The 16,074-nt window shown below is 59.9% G+C and carries 17 protein-coding genes and 1 tRNA gene; 8 read left to right on the top strand and 10 right to left on the bottom strand.

Features of this window, described 5'->3' with window-relative positions; all coding sequences use genetic code 11:
* The first annotated feature begins 5 nt into the window (after window positions 1-5).
* The 4 genes from ACFFFR_RS06675 (at window position 6) to ACFFFR_RS06660 (ending at window position 3,589) form a co-directional block, all read left to right on the top strand.
* Window positions 6-860 carry a purine-nucleoside phosphorylase gene (locus tag ACFFFR_RS06675; RefSeq protein ID WP_377458949.1) on the top strand — a complete coding sequence of 285 codons (855 nt, stop codon included), beginning with the start codon at window positions 6-8 and terminating at the stop codon, window positions 858-860.
* Complete coding sequence (locus ACFFFR_RS06670) at window positions 857-2,512, top strand: phospho-sugar mutase (RefSeq protein WP_377458947.1); 1,656 nt, start codon at window positions 857-859, stop codon at window positions 2,510-2,512. The genes ACFFFR_RS06675 and ACFFFR_RS06670 overlap by 4 nt, the downstream gene beginning before the upstream one ends.
* Window positions 2,509-3,210, top strand: coding sequence for a deoxyribose-phosphate aldolase (deoC, locus tag ACFFFR_RS06665; protein ID WP_377458945.1), 702 nt, complete (start codon window positions 2,509-2,511; stop codon window positions 3,208-3,210). Before ACFFFR_RS06670 ends, deoC begins: the two co-directional genes overlap by 4 nt.
* A 97-nt stretch (window positions 3,211-3,307) precedes the next feature.
* Window positions 3,308-3,589, top strand: a complete 282-nt coding sequence (locus ACFFFR_RS06660) for a hypothetical protein (RefSeq protein WP_377458943.1) — start codon at window positions 3,308-3,310, stop codon at window positions 3,587-3,589.
* Window positions 3,590-3,696: 107 nt separating this feature from the next.
* On the opposite strand, the gene ACFFFR_RS06655 is transcribed toward ACFFFR_RS06660, so the two are convergent.
* Window positions 3,697-4,059, bottom strand: coding sequence for a YciI family protein (locus tag ACFFFR_RS06655; protein ID WP_377458941.1), 363 nt, complete (start codon window positions 4,057-4,059; stop codon window positions 3,697-3,699).
* Window positions 4,060-4,142: 83 nt separating this feature from the next.
* Window positions 4,143-7,793: a transcription-repair coupling factor gene (gene mfd / locus ACFFFR_RS06650; RefSeq protein WP_377458939.1), complete on the bottom strand. Its 3,651-nt coding sequence runs from the start codon at window positions 7,791-7,793 to the stop codon at window positions 4,143-4,145.
* A gap of 69 nt (window positions 7,794-7,862) precedes the next feature.
* Between mfd and ACFFFR_RS06645 the strand changes: the two genes are divergently transcribed.
* Window positions 7,863-8,333 carry a DUF2505 domain-containing protein gene (locus tag ACFFFR_RS06645; RefSeq protein ID WP_377458938.1) on the top strand — a complete coding sequence of 157 codons (471 nt, stop codon included), beginning with the start codon at window positions 7,863-7,865 and terminating at the stop codon, window positions 8,331-8,333.
* Window positions 8,334-8,375: 42 nt separating this feature from the next.
* On the opposite strand, the gene pth is transcribed toward ACFFFR_RS06645, so the two are convergent.
* The 3 genes from pth to ACFFFR_RS06630 form a co-directional block, all read right to left on the bottom strand.
* Window positions 8,376-8,951, bottom strand: coding sequence for an aminoacyl-tRNA hydrolase (pth, locus tag ACFFFR_RS06640; protein WP_377458936.1), 576 nt, complete (start codon window positions 8,949-8,951; stop codon window positions 8,376-8,378).
* Window positions 8,952-8,959: 8 nt separating this feature from the next.
* A complete protein-coding gene (locus tag ACFFFR_RS06635; protein WP_377458935.1) occupies window positions 8,960-9,592 on the bottom strand; it encodes a 50S ribosomal protein L25/general stress protein Ctc in 633 nt (210 codons plus the stop codon).
* 219 nt (window positions 9,593-9,811) lie between these two features.
* Complete coding sequence (locus ACFFFR_RS06630; protein WP_377458933.1) at window positions 9,812-10,057, bottom strand: hypothetical protein; 246 nt, start codon at window positions 10,055-10,057, stop codon at window positions 9,812-9,814.
* 93 nt (window positions 10,058-10,150) lie between these two features.
* On the opposite strand from ACFFFR_RS06630, the gene ACFFFR_RS06625 reads away from it, so the two are divergent.
* The gene (locus ACFFFR_RS06625) at window positions 10,151-10,867 is read left to right on the top strand and encodes a DsbA family oxidoreductase (protein WP_377458931.1); all 717 of its coding nucleotides are present in this window, start codon (window positions 10,151-10,153) and stop codon (window positions 10,865-10,867) included.
* Window positions 10,868-10,965: 98 nt separating this feature from the next.
* On the opposite strand, the gene ACFFFR_RS06620 is transcribed toward ACFFFR_RS06625, so the two are convergent.
* The 4 genes from ACFFFR_RS06620 to ACFFFR_RS06605 all read right to left on the bottom strand — a co-directional run bounded on the left by ACFFFR_RS06620 (window position 10,966) and on the right by ACFFFR_RS06605 (window position 14,293).
* Complete coding sequence (locus ACFFFR_RS06620) at window positions 10,966-11,946, bottom strand: ribose-phosphate diphosphokinase (RefSeq protein ID WP_377458929.1); 981 nt, start codon at window positions 11,944-11,946, stop codon at window positions 10,966-10,968.
* 57 nt (window positions 11,947-12,003) lie between these two features.
* Entirely contained in the window at window positions 12,004-13,428 is a 1,425-nt protein-coding gene (gene glmU / locus ACFFFR_RS06615; RefSeq protein WP_377458927.1) for a bifunctional UDP-N-acetylglucosamine diphosphorylase/glucosamine-1-phosphate N-acetyltransferase GlmU, read from the bottom strand.
* A gap of 44 nt (window positions 13,429-13,472) precedes the next feature.
* A tRNA-Gln gene (locus ACFFFR_RS06610) sits at window positions 13,473-13,544 on the bottom strand.
* Between the two features lie 116 nt (window positions 13,545-13,660).
* Entirely contained in the window at window positions 13,661-14,293 is a 633-nt protein-coding gene (locus ACFFFR_RS06605) for a LysE family translocator (RefSeq protein WP_377458925.1), read from the bottom strand.
* A gap of 133 nt (window positions 14,294-14,426) precedes the next feature.
* Between ACFFFR_RS06605 and ACFFFR_RS06600 the strand changes: the two genes are divergently transcribed.
* The gene (locus ACFFFR_RS06600; RefSeq protein ID WP_377458923.1) at window positions 14,427-14,885 is read left to right on the top strand and encodes an Lrp/AsnC family transcriptional regulator; all 459 of its coding nucleotides are present in this window, start codon (window positions 14,427-14,429) and stop codon (window positions 14,883-14,885) included.
* Between the two features lie 162 nt (window positions 14,886-15,047).
* Entirely contained in the window at window positions 15,048-15,338 is a 291-nt protein-coding gene (locus ACFFFR_RS06595; protein ID WP_377458921.1) for a hypothetical protein, read from the top strand.
* Window positions 15,339-15,459: 121 nt separating this feature from the next.
* On the opposite strand, the gene ACFFFR_RS06590 is transcribed toward ACFFFR_RS06595, so the two are convergent.
* A complete protein-coding gene (locus tag ACFFFR_RS06590) occupies window positions 15,460-16,038 on the bottom strand; it encodes an SRPBCC family protein (protein WP_377458920.1) in 579 nt (192 codons plus the stop codon).
* Window positions 16,039-16,074 lie beyond the last annotated feature (36 nt).

Here is a 16,074-nt window from a genome sequence, read left to right as displayed (position 1 = left end):
GGAATATGAGTTCTTTTGCTGCCGCTTTGGACGTTGACCATCCCGGCTTTGCCGCCGCACGCGCCTCTGCCGACGATATTTTGGACCGCACCGGAGTATCCCAACTCGATCTGGCCATCGTGCTCGGTTCCGGTTGGGCGCAGCTTGCCGATGAGCACAACCTGGGTGAGACGGTGGCGGTGTTGCCGGCAGGAGAACTCGACGGTGCCCCACCTGCTGGCGTAATCGCCGGCCACAAGGGAACCTTGACCATCATCAGGACCCCGAACAACCAACATATTTTGCTGATTGGGGCCCGCACCCACCTGTACGAGGGACACGGGCCGGTAGCCTGCGCCCACTGGGTGCGCACGGCCGCTGCCCTCGGTTGTAAACGGCTCATCTTGACCAATGGTTGTGGCGGGCTGGATCCGAAGATTGCCCCGGGGACCCCGGTCCTCATCTCTGATCATCTGAACCTGACCGGCACTTCCCCGCTGGTCGGTGCCACGTTCGTGGATCTGTCAGATGTGTATTCGGCCCGGTTGCGTGCGGTGGCGCACGAGCACATCCCGGATCTGACCGAGGGCGTGTACGCACAGTTTCCTGGTCCGCACTATGAAACCCCGGCCGAAGTGCGCATGGCCGGGATCATGGGGGCCAGCCTCGTAGGCATGAGCACCTCACTGGAAGCCATCGCGGCCGCACATATGGGTATGGAAACACTCGGGATATCGCTGGTGACAAATCTGGCAGCCGGAGTTAGTGCGACCCCGCTCAGTCACGAAGAGGTGATGGCCGCCGGCGCCGAAGCGGCACCTCGTCTGGTCAAACTCCTGCAGACCCTCTCCACCGCGATCCTGGCGGAGGCCCAAGCGTGAGCGCGGACACGGCGTTGGACATGCAGCTCGTGCAGCGGTGGATGGCACAAGACCCCGACCCGGTCACGGTCGCCGCACTCCAAGAACTTCTGGACACGAATGATCAGGCCCAGCTCCAAGAGCTTTTCGCTGGGCGACTGGAGTTCGGCACGGCCGGTTTGCGGGCCGAAGTTGGCCCCGGACCGCTGCGCATGAACCGGCTGGTGGTCGCGCAAACGGCCGCCGGAATTAACGCGTGGCTAGCAGAGCGCATTGACGGGCCAGCGAACATCGTCGTGGGCTTTGACGCGCGCTTATCCTCTGCCGGTTTCGCCGAGACGGTCAGCGGCATCTGCGCCGCAGCCGGACATCACGTCCGAACCTACAGCGCACCGATTCCGACTCCCGTGTTGGCGTACGCCGTGAATCGTCATAACGCTGATGTTGGCATCATGATCACCGCCAGCCACAACCCGGCGGCGGACAACGGCCTGAAGGTCTACCTTGGCGGCAGGCTGGGTAACGGCGCCCAATTGAACGCCCCGCACGACCAAGAGATTGCCGCGGCCATCCTTGCGGTCGCGGAGCAGGATCTACCAGACTCAAGTGATGTCCCTACCCCTGAGGACCCGGCCGAGCTGATTGATCAATACGCTCATGAGTTGGCCACGAAAATGGCCACCCCTAACGGGGATTTGCCGTTTGTGTACACGGCCATGCACGGTGTCGGATATCGGGCTTTCGCGGCCGCACTCGCCAAATCCGTCTTCTCCGGTCTCATCCCGGTTCCTGAACAGCTTCATCCTGACGGGAACTTCCCCACCACGAGCTTCCCAAACCCGGAACTGCCCGGGGTGCTGGATCTGGCCATCAGCGTTGCCGATCAAGCCAAAATCCCCATGGTGTTGGCGCACGACCCGGACGCGGACCGTTGTGCAGTCGCTTTCCGAGACACCGATGGTCAATACCGGCAATTGACCGGAGACCAGACCGGGATGCTGATCGCCGGTTGGCTGGTCGACACGGAACAGGCCACCGCCGGTGACGTGTTTGCTCTTTCCTTGGTCTCGCACTCAGCCCTTCCGGCACTCGGTGCAGCCCACGGCATTGAAGTGAACCGCACACTGACCGGTTTCAAGTGGATCGCCGCCACAGACAATTTGCGCTACGGCTACGAAGAAGCGATCGGGTTCTGTCTGTTTCCGAACATTGTGCGGGACAAAGATGGGATCAGCGCGGCCCTTGCGTTGGTGGAGATCTATCACTGGTTGTACGAGCGAGAGACCAACGCCTTTGAGTATTTGGACCAGTTGGCCCGCCGGTACGGTCACACCCACTCGGCACAGTTGACCCTACCGCTGGCAGCTGCCGATCAGGCCAGCGATATTACCGGCGGTCTTCTGCGTCGACTCGAGCAGCTAGCTGACTTGCCGGTGAGGCTGGCCTACGATCTGCGCAGCCCGGCTTCCGGGCTACCGCCGACGCCGGGGATCCTGCTGGAGGCCGGCGATGAGTCCTTAGGCGCCCGTGTCATCATGCGGCCCTCCGGTACCGAACCGAAGCTGAAGATCTATCTCCACACGTGGGCTCCGGCCGAAGGCAGATCTTCCAATCTGCTGAATGTTTTGACAGACCAAATGACGACGATCCTTGAGACTGAAGGAGCACAGTGACACAAACTGCACGTTCGATCGCGCCCCTGATCGATCACACCCTGTTGGCCGCCACAGCCAACTCGGCTGCCATCGATCAGCTCTGCCAAGAAGCCGACAAGTACGGTTTCGCTTCCGTGTGTGTGAACCCGGTCTGGGTTCCGCGCGCCGTGCAGAACTTGTCGGAGAGCCAGGTGAAGGTATGCACCGTCATCGGGTTTCCGTTAGGGGCCCTTCCACCATCGCTGAAGGCTGCCGAAGCTCGGTGGGCCATCGAGCAGGGCGCCGATGAGATCGACATGGTCATCAACGTCGCTGCTGCCATCGCCGGCGATGAGGCGACCGTCCACGAGGACATCGTTGCCGTGGTTGCCGCTGCACGGGTCACGGCGCGCTCCAAACGAGTTGTTGTGAAGGTCATCATCGAAACAGCTTTGCTGGAGCACGACGCGAAGATCCTCGCCTGCAGCGCAGCCAAGGCTGCCGGTGCCGACTTTGTGAAGACATCCACCGGGTTTTCCACCGCGGGAGCCACCGTGGAAGATGTGGCTCTCATGCGCGCTACTGTGGGCGAGCAAATGGGGGTCAAAGCCTCCGGCGGCATCCGTGATCGGGCCACCGCTGAAGCCATGATCGAAGCCGGAGCCACGCGGCTGGGCGCTTCGGCGGGAGTGCAGATTTGTTCGGGCGCCGAAGAGGCCGGTGCCACCGGGTATTAATGCGAGAAAATGGCTGTCACTTGATAAGCTGTACCGCAGAGACATCATCACCGCCGGGGTCAAGGCCCCAATCACTTGCAATTGTTGAGGAGCATCTATGCGTTCCAATGGGAAAGTCGTGAACTACTCCGGTCAGGGTCAGCTGGTCAGCAACATCATCATGTTTGTTGTTTTCTTCGGCCTGTTCCTCGGTTCCGTTTACGCGTTGAGCTTCTGGGACTTCGATAACGTCTGGATTCCAGGCTTGGTCTGCTTGGGTCTGCTGACCGTGGTCTTCTTCGTCCTGAAGACTGTCACCGGCCGCAACGCTTCGGCAGAAGACATGCACAAAGAAATGGCCGTACAGCCACGCTCCATGGACAACCACCCAGACCTCTAAGATCTGAGGTAGCTTCCACGGCAAGCACACGGTTCTGAACGGCAAGGGCCCGGACTCACCAATGATGGTGATCCGGGCCCTTCCTGTTTGGCGCGGCTGCGCGTTGCCTAACCTTCTTGGAGCTGTCGAACCTCCACGCGCTGCCCGCAGGCTTCGGAGGCTTCTAAGCCCACCTGTTCGGCCGCGGAAAGGTCATCGGCCTCCACCACCCAGAAGCCACTGATGAACACATCGGCTTCCGGCAGCGGTGCCTGAGCGCTGCGTGGTTTGCCGTCAGCGTGAACCGTGATTGATGTGTTCGGGTCGGTCAGACCGCAAGCGAAAACGAACCGCCCTTCATCCATCAGTTGCTGATTGAATTGGCTGACCCTGGCCAGCGCAGCGTCTCGGTCCTCTGCCGTTTCGTAGGTGCCCAGTGGATCGTCCTGGGCTCCTAGACCGTGGTAGACGGACAGCAAGTACTGAGGCATGGACCTTCTCCTAACAAGCGGGAAGCTGTAACAGTGACAATTCTTCTCCCCCGCCAACGCTCTTGTCTAGAGCGACCCGGCCTCTAATCCTCCGTCGTGGCGCCCAGCTGGAAGGTGAAAATGTTATCGAGTACTTCGTTCGTCCACTCCAGCAAAGCCGCATCAACCAGCGGCTCAGTGGTCAGTCGGCCCACCATGGGCTTAGGGATCAAGATGGCATCCAGCGCCTTCTTGTATTGCGCCTTCGGATACATCCGGGCCAGCCGCAGCATTCGGGACTCAGGCACCTGGTGGGCCGGGCTGAACTTGATGTTCTTACCCATCAGCGCGATGTCATGCACACCCAACGCCCGGGCTTTGTTGCGTAGCCGTGCCACCCCGAGCAGGTTCTCCACCGGTTCCGGTGGGGTCCCATACCGGTCTTTGAGTTCGTCGATGACTTCTTCGATGGCCTGCTCGTCGTAGGCTTGGGCAAGGTTGCGGTAGGCCTCCAGGCGCAGGCGTTCACCCGGCACGTAATCGTGCGGGAGATGAGCGTTGATGGGAAGTTCAACTTTGACTTCCTCGATCTTCGGGGCGTCCTCGGCCTTGAAGTCGGCGACGGCTTCCCCGACCATCCGGATGTACAAGTCGAAGCCAACCCCGGCAATGTGGCCGGACTGTTCGCCACCGAGCAGGTTGCCGGCCCCGCGCAGCTCTAGGTCCTTCATGGCTAGCTGCATACCCGAGCCGAGCTCATTGTGCGCTGCTACGGCTTTCAGCCGCTCTAGGGCGGTCTCGTTGAGGTGTTTTCCTGCATCGTAGAGGAAATAGGCGTAGGCCCGTTCGCGGCCACGTCCGACGCGGCCACGCAGCTGGTGGAGCTGGCTCAGACCGTAGGCGTCTGCCCGATCCACGATCAGGGTATTCGCGTTGGAGATATCGAGCCCGGTTTCAATGATCGTGGTGGAGACCAGCACATCAAAGCGTTTTTCCCAGAAATCCACGATGATCTGTTCCAGCCGGGCTTCGCTCATCTTGCCGTGCGCCACTTCCACCCGGGCTTCCGGAACCAGTTCGCGGATTTGTGCCGCGACTTTGTCAATGGAAGAGACCCGGTTGTGCACGTAGAACACTTGACCTTCGCGCATGAGTTCACGGCGAATGGCAGCGGTGACTTGCCGGTCCGTGTAGGCGCCCACGTAAGTCAGCACCGGATGGCGTTCTTCCGGCGCCGTGGCCAAGGTGGAGGTCTCGCGGATGCCCGTCAGGGACATCTCCAAGGTGCGCGGGATGGGCGTTGCGGACATGGCCAGTACATCCACGTTGGTGCGCAGCTTCTTCAACGCTTCTTTGTGTTCAACGCCGAAGCGCTGTTCCTCATCGATAATGACGAGGCCAAGGTCTTTGAACTGGACCTCTTTGCCTAACAGGCGGTGGGTACCGATGATGACGTCGACCTTGCCGTCTTTGAGGTCCGACAAGATTTCCTTGGACTCTTTGGCCGTTTGGAAGCGGGACAGGGACCGGACCCGAACGGGGAAGCCGGAGAAACGCTCGGTGAAGGTCTCGAAGTGCTGCTTGGCTAGGAGTGTGGTGGGAACCAGCATGGCGACCTGTTTGCCGTCTTGGACCGCCTTGAACGCGGCACGGACGGCGACCTCGGTCTTGCCGAACCCCACGTCACCGGAGATCAACCGGTCCATGGGGATGTCCTTCTCCATGTCTTCTTTGACCTCGTGGATGGTGGTCAGCTGATCCGGGGTTTCGATGAACGGGAAAGCTTCCTCTAGTTCGCGCTGCCACGGGCTGTCGGGGGCGAATGCGTGGCCGCGCGAAGCCATTCTGGCCGAGTACAAGCGGATAAGCTCCCCGGCAATTTCCTTGACCGCACGTTTGGCCTTCGACTTGGTGTTCGCCCAGTCGGAGCCGCCCATCTTGGACAGGGCAGGCGCGTCCCCACCCACGTACAGGGTGACTTGGTCGAGCTGATCGGTCGGGACGAACAGGCGGTCCCCGGGTGCGCCCCGTTTGGTGGGCGCGTATTCCAACACCAGGTATTCGCGGTAGGTGTCCGGATCCTTGATTCCGCCGCTGCGGCGCTTCTGGAGCTCCACGAACTTGGCGATACCGTGCTGCTCGTGCACCACGTAGTCGCCTTCTTTCAACGTCAGCGGATCTACCGCGTTACGGCGTTTACGGGCCAGGGTCTTGCCGGAGCGCTGCGAGGAGGCCATGGACCGGCCCAGCACGTCCGCTTCGGAGAGCAGCCCAAATTTCAGTTCATCCGAGGCGAAGCCGTGGCCGGTCACAGCGGTGGTTACGGTCACCAGCCCGGCCGGCGGCTCTTCATCGAGGTTTTCGACGCGGTGAACGGAAATACCCTCATCGACAAACAGTTCGCCCAGGCGCTGGGCTGAACCGGGGCCTTCGGTAGCCACCACGATCTGCCAGTTCTCCGCGGCGCGCTCCCGCACATGGGCGCAGAGCCGCTCCAGGTCAGCGCCGAAAGACTTCGGCTCGCGGCCTGGCAGGGTGATGGAGTTGGCGTCCGCTAACTCTGGCTCCAGATCTAGGTCCATCCCCATGACACCGTACTGCCACCAAGACTGGTTGGCTTCGAGCACTTGGGTGCGTAATTGGGCCAGCGTGGCGAAGCTTCCGGAGCTCAAACCGCCGGGGATCTCACCGACGTTGACGGTGTCAACAGGCGCTGCCGCGCCGGCAAATGCTGCGGACTCCCACGCGGCGTGCAGGAACTCTTCGTTGGTTTCGACTAGGTCATGGGCACGGTGACGGACGCGTTCCGGTTCGTAACAGAGCACGAGCGAGTTCTCCGGCAGCACATCACTCAAGGGTTCCATCCCGTCCACTAGGACAGGTGCTAAGGACTCCATGCCTTCCACGGCGATGCCACCGGCGATTTTCTCCAGCATGTCGGCCGCGCCGGGCAGTTCGTTCTTGAGTTTCGCGGCCCTGGACTGCACAGAGGGGGTTATGAGCATTTCCCGGCACGGTGGCGCGTAGAGCCGCTGCGGGTGGGCATCGGCCCCTTCGACAGAGTTCACGGAGAGCAAGGTCCGCTGGTCGGCGATGGAGAAGTACCGCATTTGGTCGACTTCGTCACCGAAGAACTCCACCCTGATGGGGTGGGATTCGGTTGGCGGGAAGACGTCGATCATGCCGCCACGGACCGCGAATTCGCCGCGCTTGGCGACCATGTCGACGCGGGAGTAGGCTGCGGCGCTGAGCTGCTGCAGGACGGCGTTGAAGTCGTGCTCGTCCCCTACCTTCAGCTCAACTGGGGCCAGCTCGCCCAGCCCCTTGACGAGGGGTTGCAACAGGGAGCGGATCGGTGCGACCACGATCTTCAGTGCGCCATCCGGTGAGGTTTCTGGGTGGGCAAGTCTGCGCAGCACTTTCAGCCGCTGACCGACCGTGTCTGAGCGTGGCGAGAGGCGTTCGTGTGGCAGGGTCTCCCACGCCGGGAACAGGGCGATCTTTTCGGCCGGCAGGAAGTTGCTCAGTTCCCCGGTGAGGTCTTCGGCTTCCCGCCCGGTGGCGGTGGTGACCAAGAGGATGGCGGGGTCGGCGAGGCCGGAGGCGATCTGGGCAAGGGCGGCCGAGCGCATGCCCGATGGTCCGGTGATCAGCAGTTCGGGGGTGCGATCCGCTCCGGGGCGCGCGGACGCAGTTGCCAAGGTGCGGAAACCCTGGTTGCGGTTCAAGACGCTGGTGATCCCGTTTAGTGACACCGGTTACCTTTCATCGTTTAGCTGGCTTAAGGCTAGTATTCTTGACAGACCCCGTAAGAAAGGCAGCTGATGAGCTTCCAAGTCCAGTCATCTCTCAACCATGATTCCGCCGCAGTCAAGCGGACGATTTGTGACGAGGATTTTGTCACGCACATGGCAGAACGCTTCGATGGCTCGGTTCATAGCTTTTCCTCGGCGGGTAATGCCAACAACCCAAAGATCCACACTACCTTGTTGGTGCCGACCTCGAATTTCCCGGAGACGGTGCAGAAGTTCTTGCCGAACCCGCTCTCGGTGACGATGAAGATTCAGTTCACCGGTAATGAGGCGGATGTTGAGCTGAATCCGGCGAAGGTTCCGGCCGATGTGAAGATGCAGCTGACCCTGACCGACTCCGACTCTGGCTGTGACGCCGTGGTGGAGGGTGTGGTGAACTGCACGATCCCATTCGTGGGCAACAAGGTGGCTGCGGGCGTGGAGTCTGCTCTGCCTGCCGTGCTGAAGAAGGCTTTGGAAGCGGTCGACGCAGCCGCGAACTAGCGTTGTGTCATTCATTGTCACCTGCTGAAGTTCAGCCAGGTGTCAGTGGAACTTGTTTTGCGCTGTGGTGAGCCCGTCAGTGATGAGTGCTTCCACGGCGTCCGCACAGCGATCTAAGTGCAGTGGCAGGGTCTCGCGTTCGGTCGCGTTGAAGGGCTGGAGCACGTATTTAGCTGTGTCCATCCGTCCTGGTGGGCGGCCGATACCGGCCCGCACGCGCAGGTAGTCCCGGGTGCCGAGAACGCGGGAGATGTCTTTGAGTCCGTTGTGTCCGCCTTCGGAGCCGCCACGTTTGAGCTTGATGGCATCGAAGGCGATGTCGACCTCGTCGTGGACGACGATCAGGTTCTCGGGTCCGAGGGAGAGGAACTTCATGAGTGCTGCGACGGGTGGGCCGGAGACGTTCATGTAGCTGGTGGTTTTGGCCAGCACCATTTTGGGTCCGCCGTAGCCGATTCGGACGCTGGCTTGCACACATTTGGATTTGTGCGCGGTGAAGGTGCCACTGTGACGGTCGGCGAGTTCGTCGACGACCATGTGGCCGATGTTGTGGCGGGTACGTGCGTAGTCGGGCCCGGGGTTCCCGAGCCCGACTACGAGGTACGTGTCAGCTGACAAGGAGTTCTTTACTCTTCGTCTGCTTCTTCAGCTTCAGCAGCTGGTGCGCCTTCGGCGGCTTCAGCGGCTTCGTCTTCGTCGGTTTCGCCGAGGTCAACTTCAACTGGCTCGGAAATGGTGGCAATGACGTAGTCGTCTTCCAGCTGGACCGTTGCGCCTTCTGGGGTGATGATGTCAGCAGCGTAGACGTGCTCGCCGGCTTCGCGACCTTCGATGTTGATGGTAACCGAGTCTGGCAGGTTGGTGGCTTCTGCTTCCACGGACACGGTGACCTCTTCGAGGTTGAACACGGTGTTCGGGGCAGGTTCACCTTCAACGTTGACGGCAACGTCAACGATGACTTTTTCACCGCGGCGGACGATCAGCAGGTCAACGTGGAGCAGGTCTTCACGGATGACGTCGCGCTGAATTTCCTTTGGCAGTACCATCTGCTCTTCACCTTCGATATCGAGGGTAAGCAGAGCGTTCGGGTTACGCACAGCCAAGAAGGTCTGGTGGGCTGGCAGCAGCAGGTGCTGTGGCTCGGTGCCGTGACCGTAGACAACGGCTGGGACCTTGCCGTCACGGCGGGCGCGGCGGGCGGCACCCTTACCGGATTCGGTGCGCTTTTCTGCTGGGATCAGAATTTTGTTAGCAGACATGTGTTCTCCTTGCGGGATGTTCGTCAGGAAACAAAAAAACTCTTATGTTTTCTTGTCGGTCCCGGAACGAGTAGACAAGCAACATAAGAGTGCGGTGCCCAGCAGTGGGCGGTAAACTCTTAGCCTCGTCGATAACGGAAGCTCATGGTGGCTTCCCTCGCCTGGGCAATCGGTTCAAGTTTAGTGCACGGTTTCTCACCGGACAAAATCGACGCCGGCTCAGAACATGGAGCGGACTTGGTTGAGCTGTTCTTCCAGTGGTTGCCAGCGGTGATACAGGGTGCTCTGCGTGTGGCGGTCATCGGGGGCGACTGCTTCTAGTTCGGCGCTGGTCAGCCGGATGTGCCGCTGCCAAAAACTCTTGTCCTCCAGCGTGGTGGATTGATGCAGCAAGGATGTGTACAGGGCGATCAAGGAGACCCCCTGATCGTAGAACGTCGTGTAAGTTACCTCGGTCTGAAGCATGTGCACTCCCATGTCATGTTGCTGTCAATCGTACCGGCCAGCACGGACAGTCTTACATGGAATAGCCGGGTGTGCGACGTGGTTGTGGACAGTATGCACATTGATGTTTGGTCGGATATTCATTGCCCGTGGTGTTACATCGGTAAACGACGTTTGGAAACGGCGCTGGCGAAGTTCGAGCATGCCGATGAGGTGGCGGTGAAGTATCACAGCTTCCAATTGGATCCGGATGCTCCCGAACGTTTCGAGGGGACGGCTGCCGAATATTTGGCGCAGCGCAAGGGCGCTGATGTGGCCGCCATTGAGGCAATGTTTTCTCAGGTGGCTACGCAGTTGCGGGATGAGGGTCTAGAGCCGAACTTTTCCGGGCAGATCATTGCTAACTCTATGAAGGCTCACCAACTGATCCATCTTGCCGAGTCGGAGGAAAGCGCGGCTCAGATCATTGATGCGCTCTTTAGAGCCCATTTCGAAGAGGGCCTGGACATTGGCGATGTTGAGACCTTGGTGCTGATCGGTACCAAGCATGGTCTTGACGAGGCTGTGATCCGAGATGAGTTCAGCAGTAACACGCGAACCGGTGCCGTGGCGGAAGATATTGCGCTGGCCCGTCAGCTCGGGATCAGCGGGGTGCGTTTCTTTGTCTTTGACATGAAGCTGGCGCTCTCCGGTGCTCAGCCCGTAGAGGTCTTCCTAGAGGCGTTGAGAAGGGCTTGGCACGACCGTCAGCGGGCCGTCTCGGAAACGCCGCCTCAAAGTCAGGCCGATGGCCGCGGCGGGGCGTGCGGTCCCGACGGCTGCACCGTGTAGTGGAGGTAGTTTCTAGGGCAACTCCTCGTTAACGACATTGGACCGGCCCTGCCCCACGTTGTGTGGCGGCTGAGCCGGTCCGATGTGTCTTGGAAAGTTTAGGCGTTGCCGTCGAAGAGGCTGGTTACGGAGCCGTCTTCGAATACTTCCTTGATGGCGCGGGCAATGATCGGCGCGATCGAAAGAACGGTCAGCTGTTCGAACTGTTTTTCTTCCGGGATCGGCAGGGTGTTGGTGACCACGACTTCGCGGGCGCCACATTCAGCCAGGCGCTGGGCGGCTGGATCGGAGAACACGGCGTGGGTGGCGGCGATGATAACGTCTTTCGCACCGGCATCCTTCAGGACGCGGACAGCGCCGGCGATGGTCCCGCCGGTGTCGATCATGTCGTCGATCAGGACACAGGTGCGGCCTTCTACTTGGCCCACAACCTGCTTGGAAACGGCTTGGTTCGGCATGGTCAAGTCGCGGGACTTGTGCACGAATGCCAGTGGGGCGCCGCCAAGGCGTTCGGCCCACTGTTCAGCGACGCGGACACGGCCGGTGTCCGGGGAGACCACGGTGATCTCTTCATCCGCGACCTCGGTGCGGATGTAGTCGGCCAGCAGAGGAACGGCGAACAGGTGGTCCACGGGGCCGTCGAAGAAGCCCTGAATCTGGGCGGTGTGCAGGTCAACGCTCATGATGCGGTCTGCGCCGGCGGTCTTGTACAGATCAGCGACAAGACGTGCGGAGATCGGTTCGCGGCCGCGGCCCTTCTTGTCTTGGCGGGCGTACGGGTAGAACGGGGACACCACCGTGATCCGCTTTGCGGAGGCACGTTTCATGGAGTCGATCATGATCAGTTGTTCCATCAGCCAGTTGTTCAACGGGGCTGGGTGGGACTGCAGGATGAAGATGTCTTTACCGCGGACTGATTCGGCGCTGCGAACGTAGATCTCACCATTGGCGAAGTCGTATGCGCTCAACGGCAGCAACTCGGTACCAAGATGCTCGGCGATCTGTTCCGCCAATTCCGGGTGGGCACGTCCGGAGGCTAGAACCATCCGCTTGTCGACGTGTTTGGTAATCTCATGCATTCGCTGTGCGCTGTCCTTTATGCTGTGCGGGTTTTGGTGAGAGAAACAAGTTTTAGTCTACGCTTCTTTGGCCGCCTGAGCAGCCTCTGCACTTGGGGTACCGGGGCGCTTGGTCAGGGTCCAGTCTTCGGAGTTGCGTTGTGGCGCGACTGAGATGGCCAGTGCGCCGGCTGGGACGTTCTTGCGGACCACGGCACCGGCGCCGGTGTACGCCCCGTCGCCGACTTCCACGGGTGCCACGAAGACGGTGTTGGAGGAGGTGCGCACGTAGTCACCGATGATGGTGCGGTGCTTGTTTTGGCCGTCGTAGTTGGCCGTGATGTTGCCGCAACCAATGTTGGTGTACTCGCCGATCTCGGCGTCGCCTGCGTAGCCGAGGTGCGAGAGTTTAGATCCCTTGCCCAAGGTGATGTTCTTGGTTTCGTAGAAGGCGCCGACCTTGGTGTCTTCCCCGAGTTGGGTGCCGGGGCGCATATACGTGAAGGGGCCGACCTTAGCATTCGGGCCAACCACGACTTCGGTGGCGTGGGCCCGGGTGACGGTGGCGCCTGCTTCTACGCGGCAGTCAATGAGAGTGGTGTCCGGACCGATCACGGCATCTTCCGCGATGTGGGTCGTGCCGTGCAGGTGGGTGCCGGGCAGCAAAGTGGTGTCCTGCTCCAGCGTCACGGTGACATCAACGTACGTGCTGTCCGGATCGACAACGGTGGTGCCGTTACGCATGTGGCCTTCTAGGACCCGGCGCTGCAGTTCTTGGCCGAGGGTGGCTAGCTGTACGCGATCGTTGGCGCCTTCAACCTGCCAGCGGTCATCCGTTACCAGGGCTGCGACGCGGCCGCCGGCTTGGCGGCTCAGACCCAGGACATCGGTCAGGTACATCTCGCCCTGAGCGTTGTCGGTCGTGACCTTCGGCAGGGTGGTGCGCAACATGGCTGCGTCGAAAGCATAGATGCCGGAGTTGATTTCCTGCACGGCGCGTTCTTCCTCGGTGGCGTCCTTTTGTTCCACGATGCGTTCGACGGCACCGTCTGCGGATCGAATGATACGTCCGTATCCGGTTGGGTCTTCGAGCTTGGTGGTCAGCACGGTGACGGCGTTGCCGTGGGCTTCGTGCTCGGCAACCAATTCAGCGATGAGTTCGGAGGTGAGTAGCGGGACATCGCCGTAGCTGACGACGATTGTGCCGGTCAGCTCATTGGGCAGGGCGTGAAGACCTGCTTTGACAGCGCTACCGGTACCGGGGATTTCGTCTTGGTCAACAATGATCGCGGATGGTTCACACGCTGTGATGTGCGCGGCAACTTTGTCGCGCTGGTGGCGCACCACAGCAACTAGGTGTTCCGGGTTCAGTGCTTTGGCGGCGAACAGAGCATGTCCCACCATGGAGCGGCCGACCATCTGGTGCATCACTTTTGGTGTATTAGACTTCATGCGAGTCCCTGCACCCGCGGCGAGAACGATTACTGCGGTGGGTGCCACCATATGTGTGCCTCCAGTAACTCAAGATTGAGGGTCGGCTTATAGCGTTCCGCCCCTAGGATTCGAACCTAGAATGCACAGCTCCAAAGGCTGGCGTGTTGCCATTACACCAGGGCGGACCATACCTTGCGTTGAAAGCAGCTTCTTTAAAGCGGCTTCATTGCTTGGCACAGTTCTCTATTCTGCCATGAGTCACTAGGGGGAAAGCAAATTATTTGGCGGTGAGCGCTCTCACCTAGGAGACAAACTCCAGCACCTGTTCCCCGATCAGGCCCACGCCGAGGCAGATCATGGCGATCCCGGCAACCCGGGTGAGGATCTGAGCGACCTGCGGCCTAGACCCCAAGACTTTGTCAGCAGCAAAGCCGAGGAAAAGGTAGATCAGCGATGCCATCACAATGTAGATACCACCCAAGGCAGCGAATTGGGCGGGCATCGGCCACTCTGCCGAGACCCGGGTGAACTGCGGCAAGATCGACAAGAAGAGCAGCAAGGCTTTGGGGTTCAACGCGCTGACACCTACCCCTCGAGCAAAGTAAGCGCGCGAGCTGGAAGCGAGGGCACCTTGCACTTGACCGTACTCGGCGGCGGATGCGCTGCGTACGGTTTTCCAGCCCAAGTACAACAGGTAGGTGGACCCTGCCACGGTTAGCCCGAGCAGCACAGCTGGTACCGCTGCCACGAGTGCACCTAGGCCCACCACGAGGACTAGGGTGATCAAGGCGTAGCCGACCATCACCCCGGATACCACGGGGACCACGACGTGGTCTCGAGCCCCGGCAGCTAGGATGTAGGCCCAGTCTGGTCCAGGGACGACAATGAGCGTGAATGCGATGAGCGCAAAGCCGAGTACGGCGGTCATTTCCATGGCTGGCCCTTACGAAAGATGTGGTCACTTCAAGCGAGAATGTGCTTGATATCTGAAAACTCTAGTTGTTTTCTTCTGAAATGTGCTTCGCTTTTTCGCCTGTCAACCGGGTAAACGCGGTATATTTTTCGCTATGGACGCCCTTAATCGACAAATCCTTTCAATCCTTCAGGAAGATGGTCGCATTAGCACCACAGATCTGGCCGCACAGGTCGGCCTGAGCTTGTCTTCGTGTCACCGGCGGGTGCGGGATCTTGAACAGTCCGGAGCCATCGAACGCTACCGGGCCGTGATCTCCCCGGAGGCAGTTGGCCTGAACTTTGAGGCACTGGTTTTCGCAACGATGGCTCGCACGGATGTGGAAACCCTTGAAGCGTTCGAGCAGGCTGTCATGGATGAACCCAGCATCGTGATGGCGCAGCGCCTTTTCGGGGATCCGGACTACATGTTTCGAGTTTTCGCGAAAGACCTCACGCACTATCAGGAGCTCTTCGACACCCGATTAACTGCTATCCCCGGGGTTCAACGGCTTACCTCAACCTTGGTGATGAAGCGGCTCGGCACCGATCATTCAGTGCCGCTGCACAGTTAAGTTTTGCTCCCTGCCGTCATCCTCCATTATCTTTCGGCGGAATCATGGCCGTGTCACACTCGGTTTTGGCGCTATGCTTACAGATCTCTTAGGAGTTGGTCGTTGCTCCACGTTGGTTAGCGGCAGACAATGTAGTTTCGAATGTTTTGAAAGAAGCAAATCATGTCATTTGATTCACTAGCGGACCTGCCTACTTGGGTACTGGCAATTGGGGGTCTCATTGGACTGGCGCTGGTATTCCTCCATGTTTGGCTCAGCCGTCGTCCGCCGGTCTGGCTCGGTGGGATCATTCCATCCCTCTACCTGGTTGCCAGCATATTTTTCGCAATTGTTGATCAACCAAGGGTTGGTGAACTTGTAGGAACGGGAATCACCTTCGTCGCGCTACTCATCATTTGGTGGGTCGGTGAAGACAAGCGTGAGGCTCTCCGAACTCAGGTAGCCAGTCCGTAAGTCCATCTCGCGCCCAACTAGTTTGTCAGTCGCAACGACGCAGGCCGAGAAACCACATTGGATAGAGAGGGTAGTTAGGTTTCTAGCTACCCTAGTGATCAAACGGCTCGGCACCGATCATTCAGTGCCGCTGCTCGGTTAGGCGTTGCTCCATGTCGGTCTGTTCCGCGAGCGCCGTCAGGGTGAGCAACTGTTTGCGCATCATGATGATGTCTCCCCACGCCAGCAGGAATCGTCGCAGCCGCCCAAAGTAGGGACCGGTTGATGCCATCCAGAGATCTCCGCGTAAAACCTGCGCGTGCTCCTCGGTGACGATCGAGTAGTGCACGACCAAAGAACCGAAGATTCGTGTCGGTAGACCCGGTTTCATTTTCAGGGTCAGGTACCGGTGCGGCTGGAAGTCCACAAGGTCGAAAATCGTCATGACGGTCTGCCCGATACTTAGATTCGTCAGCGACGGGTCTGGTGTGCGCGGACTTTGGCGAAAGAAATTGTCGATCCAGTCATAGCTGTAGGGTGCTCGACGCAATTGGCACAGCCACAGGTAGAGGGACTGGGTGTCTGCTGCGGTATAGACGGCGCGTGCAGCGAGCGTGAACGAGGATGCCGGTTCGCGCTGCAAATATGGCGGGGCTTGCAGCCCGGTGTCAGTCCCCCATCGCCAAGGGAGTTTCTGCGGAGACTCTATACCGTTCCTCATGCTTCCCATTGTCTGGCACTGCTGATGCCCTTGGCT

Source organism: Micrococcoides hystricis (assembly GCF_042434215.1).
Classification (GTDB): domain Bacteria; phylum Actinomycetota; class Actinomycetes; order Actinomycetales; family Micrococcaceae; genus Micrococcoides; species Micrococcoides hystricis.
Note: the sequence above shows the minus strand (reverse complement) of the source record. Positions and strands in the feature narration are given on the sequence as shown.

What these genes read in the sequence shown, in the direction of transcription:
- ACFFFR_RS06675 (WP_377458949.1), top strand. Translation starts at nt 6, where the DNA reads ATGAGTTCTTTTGCTGCCGCTTTGGACGTTGACCATCCCGGCTTTGCC.
- ACFFFR_RS06660 (WP_377458943.1), top strand. Translation starts at nt 3,308, where the DNA reads ATGCGTTCCAATGGGAAAGTCGTGAACTACTCCGGTCAGGGTCAGCTG.
- ACFFFR_RS06655 (WP_377458941.1), bottom strand. Translation starts at nt 4,059, where the DNA reads ATGCCTCAGTACTTGCTGTCCGTCTACCACGGTCTAGGAGCCCAGGAC.
- ACFFFR_RS06645 (WP_377458938.1), top strand. Translation starts at nt 7,863, where the DNA reads ATGAGCTTCCAAGTCCAGTCATCTCTCAACCATGATTCCGCCGCAGTC.
- ACFFFR_RS06635 (WP_377458935.1), bottom strand. Translation starts at nt 9,592, where the DNA reads ATGTCTGCTAACAAAATTCTGATCCCAGCAGAAAAGCGCACCGAATCC.
- ACFFFR_RS06630 (WP_377458933.1), bottom strand. Translation starts at nt 10,057, where the DNA reads ATGCTTCAGACCGAGGTAACTTACACGACGTTCTACGATCAGGGGGTC.
- ACFFFR_RS06625 (WP_377458931.1), top strand. Translation starts at nt 10,151, where the DNA reads ATGCACATTGATGTTTGGTCGGATATTCATTGCCCGTGGTGTTACATC.
- ACFFFR_RS06620 (WP_377458929.1), bottom strand. Translation starts at nt 11,946, where the DNA reads ATGCATGAGATTACCAAACACGTCGACAAGCGGATGGTTCTAGCCTCC.
- glmU (WP_377458927.1), bottom strand. Translation starts at nt 13,428, where the DNA reads ATGGTGGCACCCACCGCAGTAATCGTTCTCGCCGCGGGTGCAGGGACT.
- ACFFFR_RS06605 (WP_377458925.1), bottom strand. Translation starts at nt 14,293, where the DNA reads ATGGAAATGACCGCCGTACTCGGCTTTGCGCTCATCGCATTCACGCTC.
- ACFFFR_RS06600 (WP_377458923.1), top strand. Translation starts at nt 14,427, where the DNA reads ATGGACGCCCTTAATCGACAAATCCTTTCAATCCTTCAGGAAGATGGT.
- ACFFFR_RS06595 (WP_377458921.1), top strand. Translation starts at nt 15,048, where the DNA reads ATGTCATTTGATTCACTAGCGGACCTGCCTACTTGGGTACTGGCAATT.
- ACFFFR_RS06590 (WP_377458920.1), bottom strand. Translation starts at nt 16,038, where the DNA reads ATGAGGAACGGTATAGAGTCTCCGCAGAAACTCCCTTGGCGATGGGGG.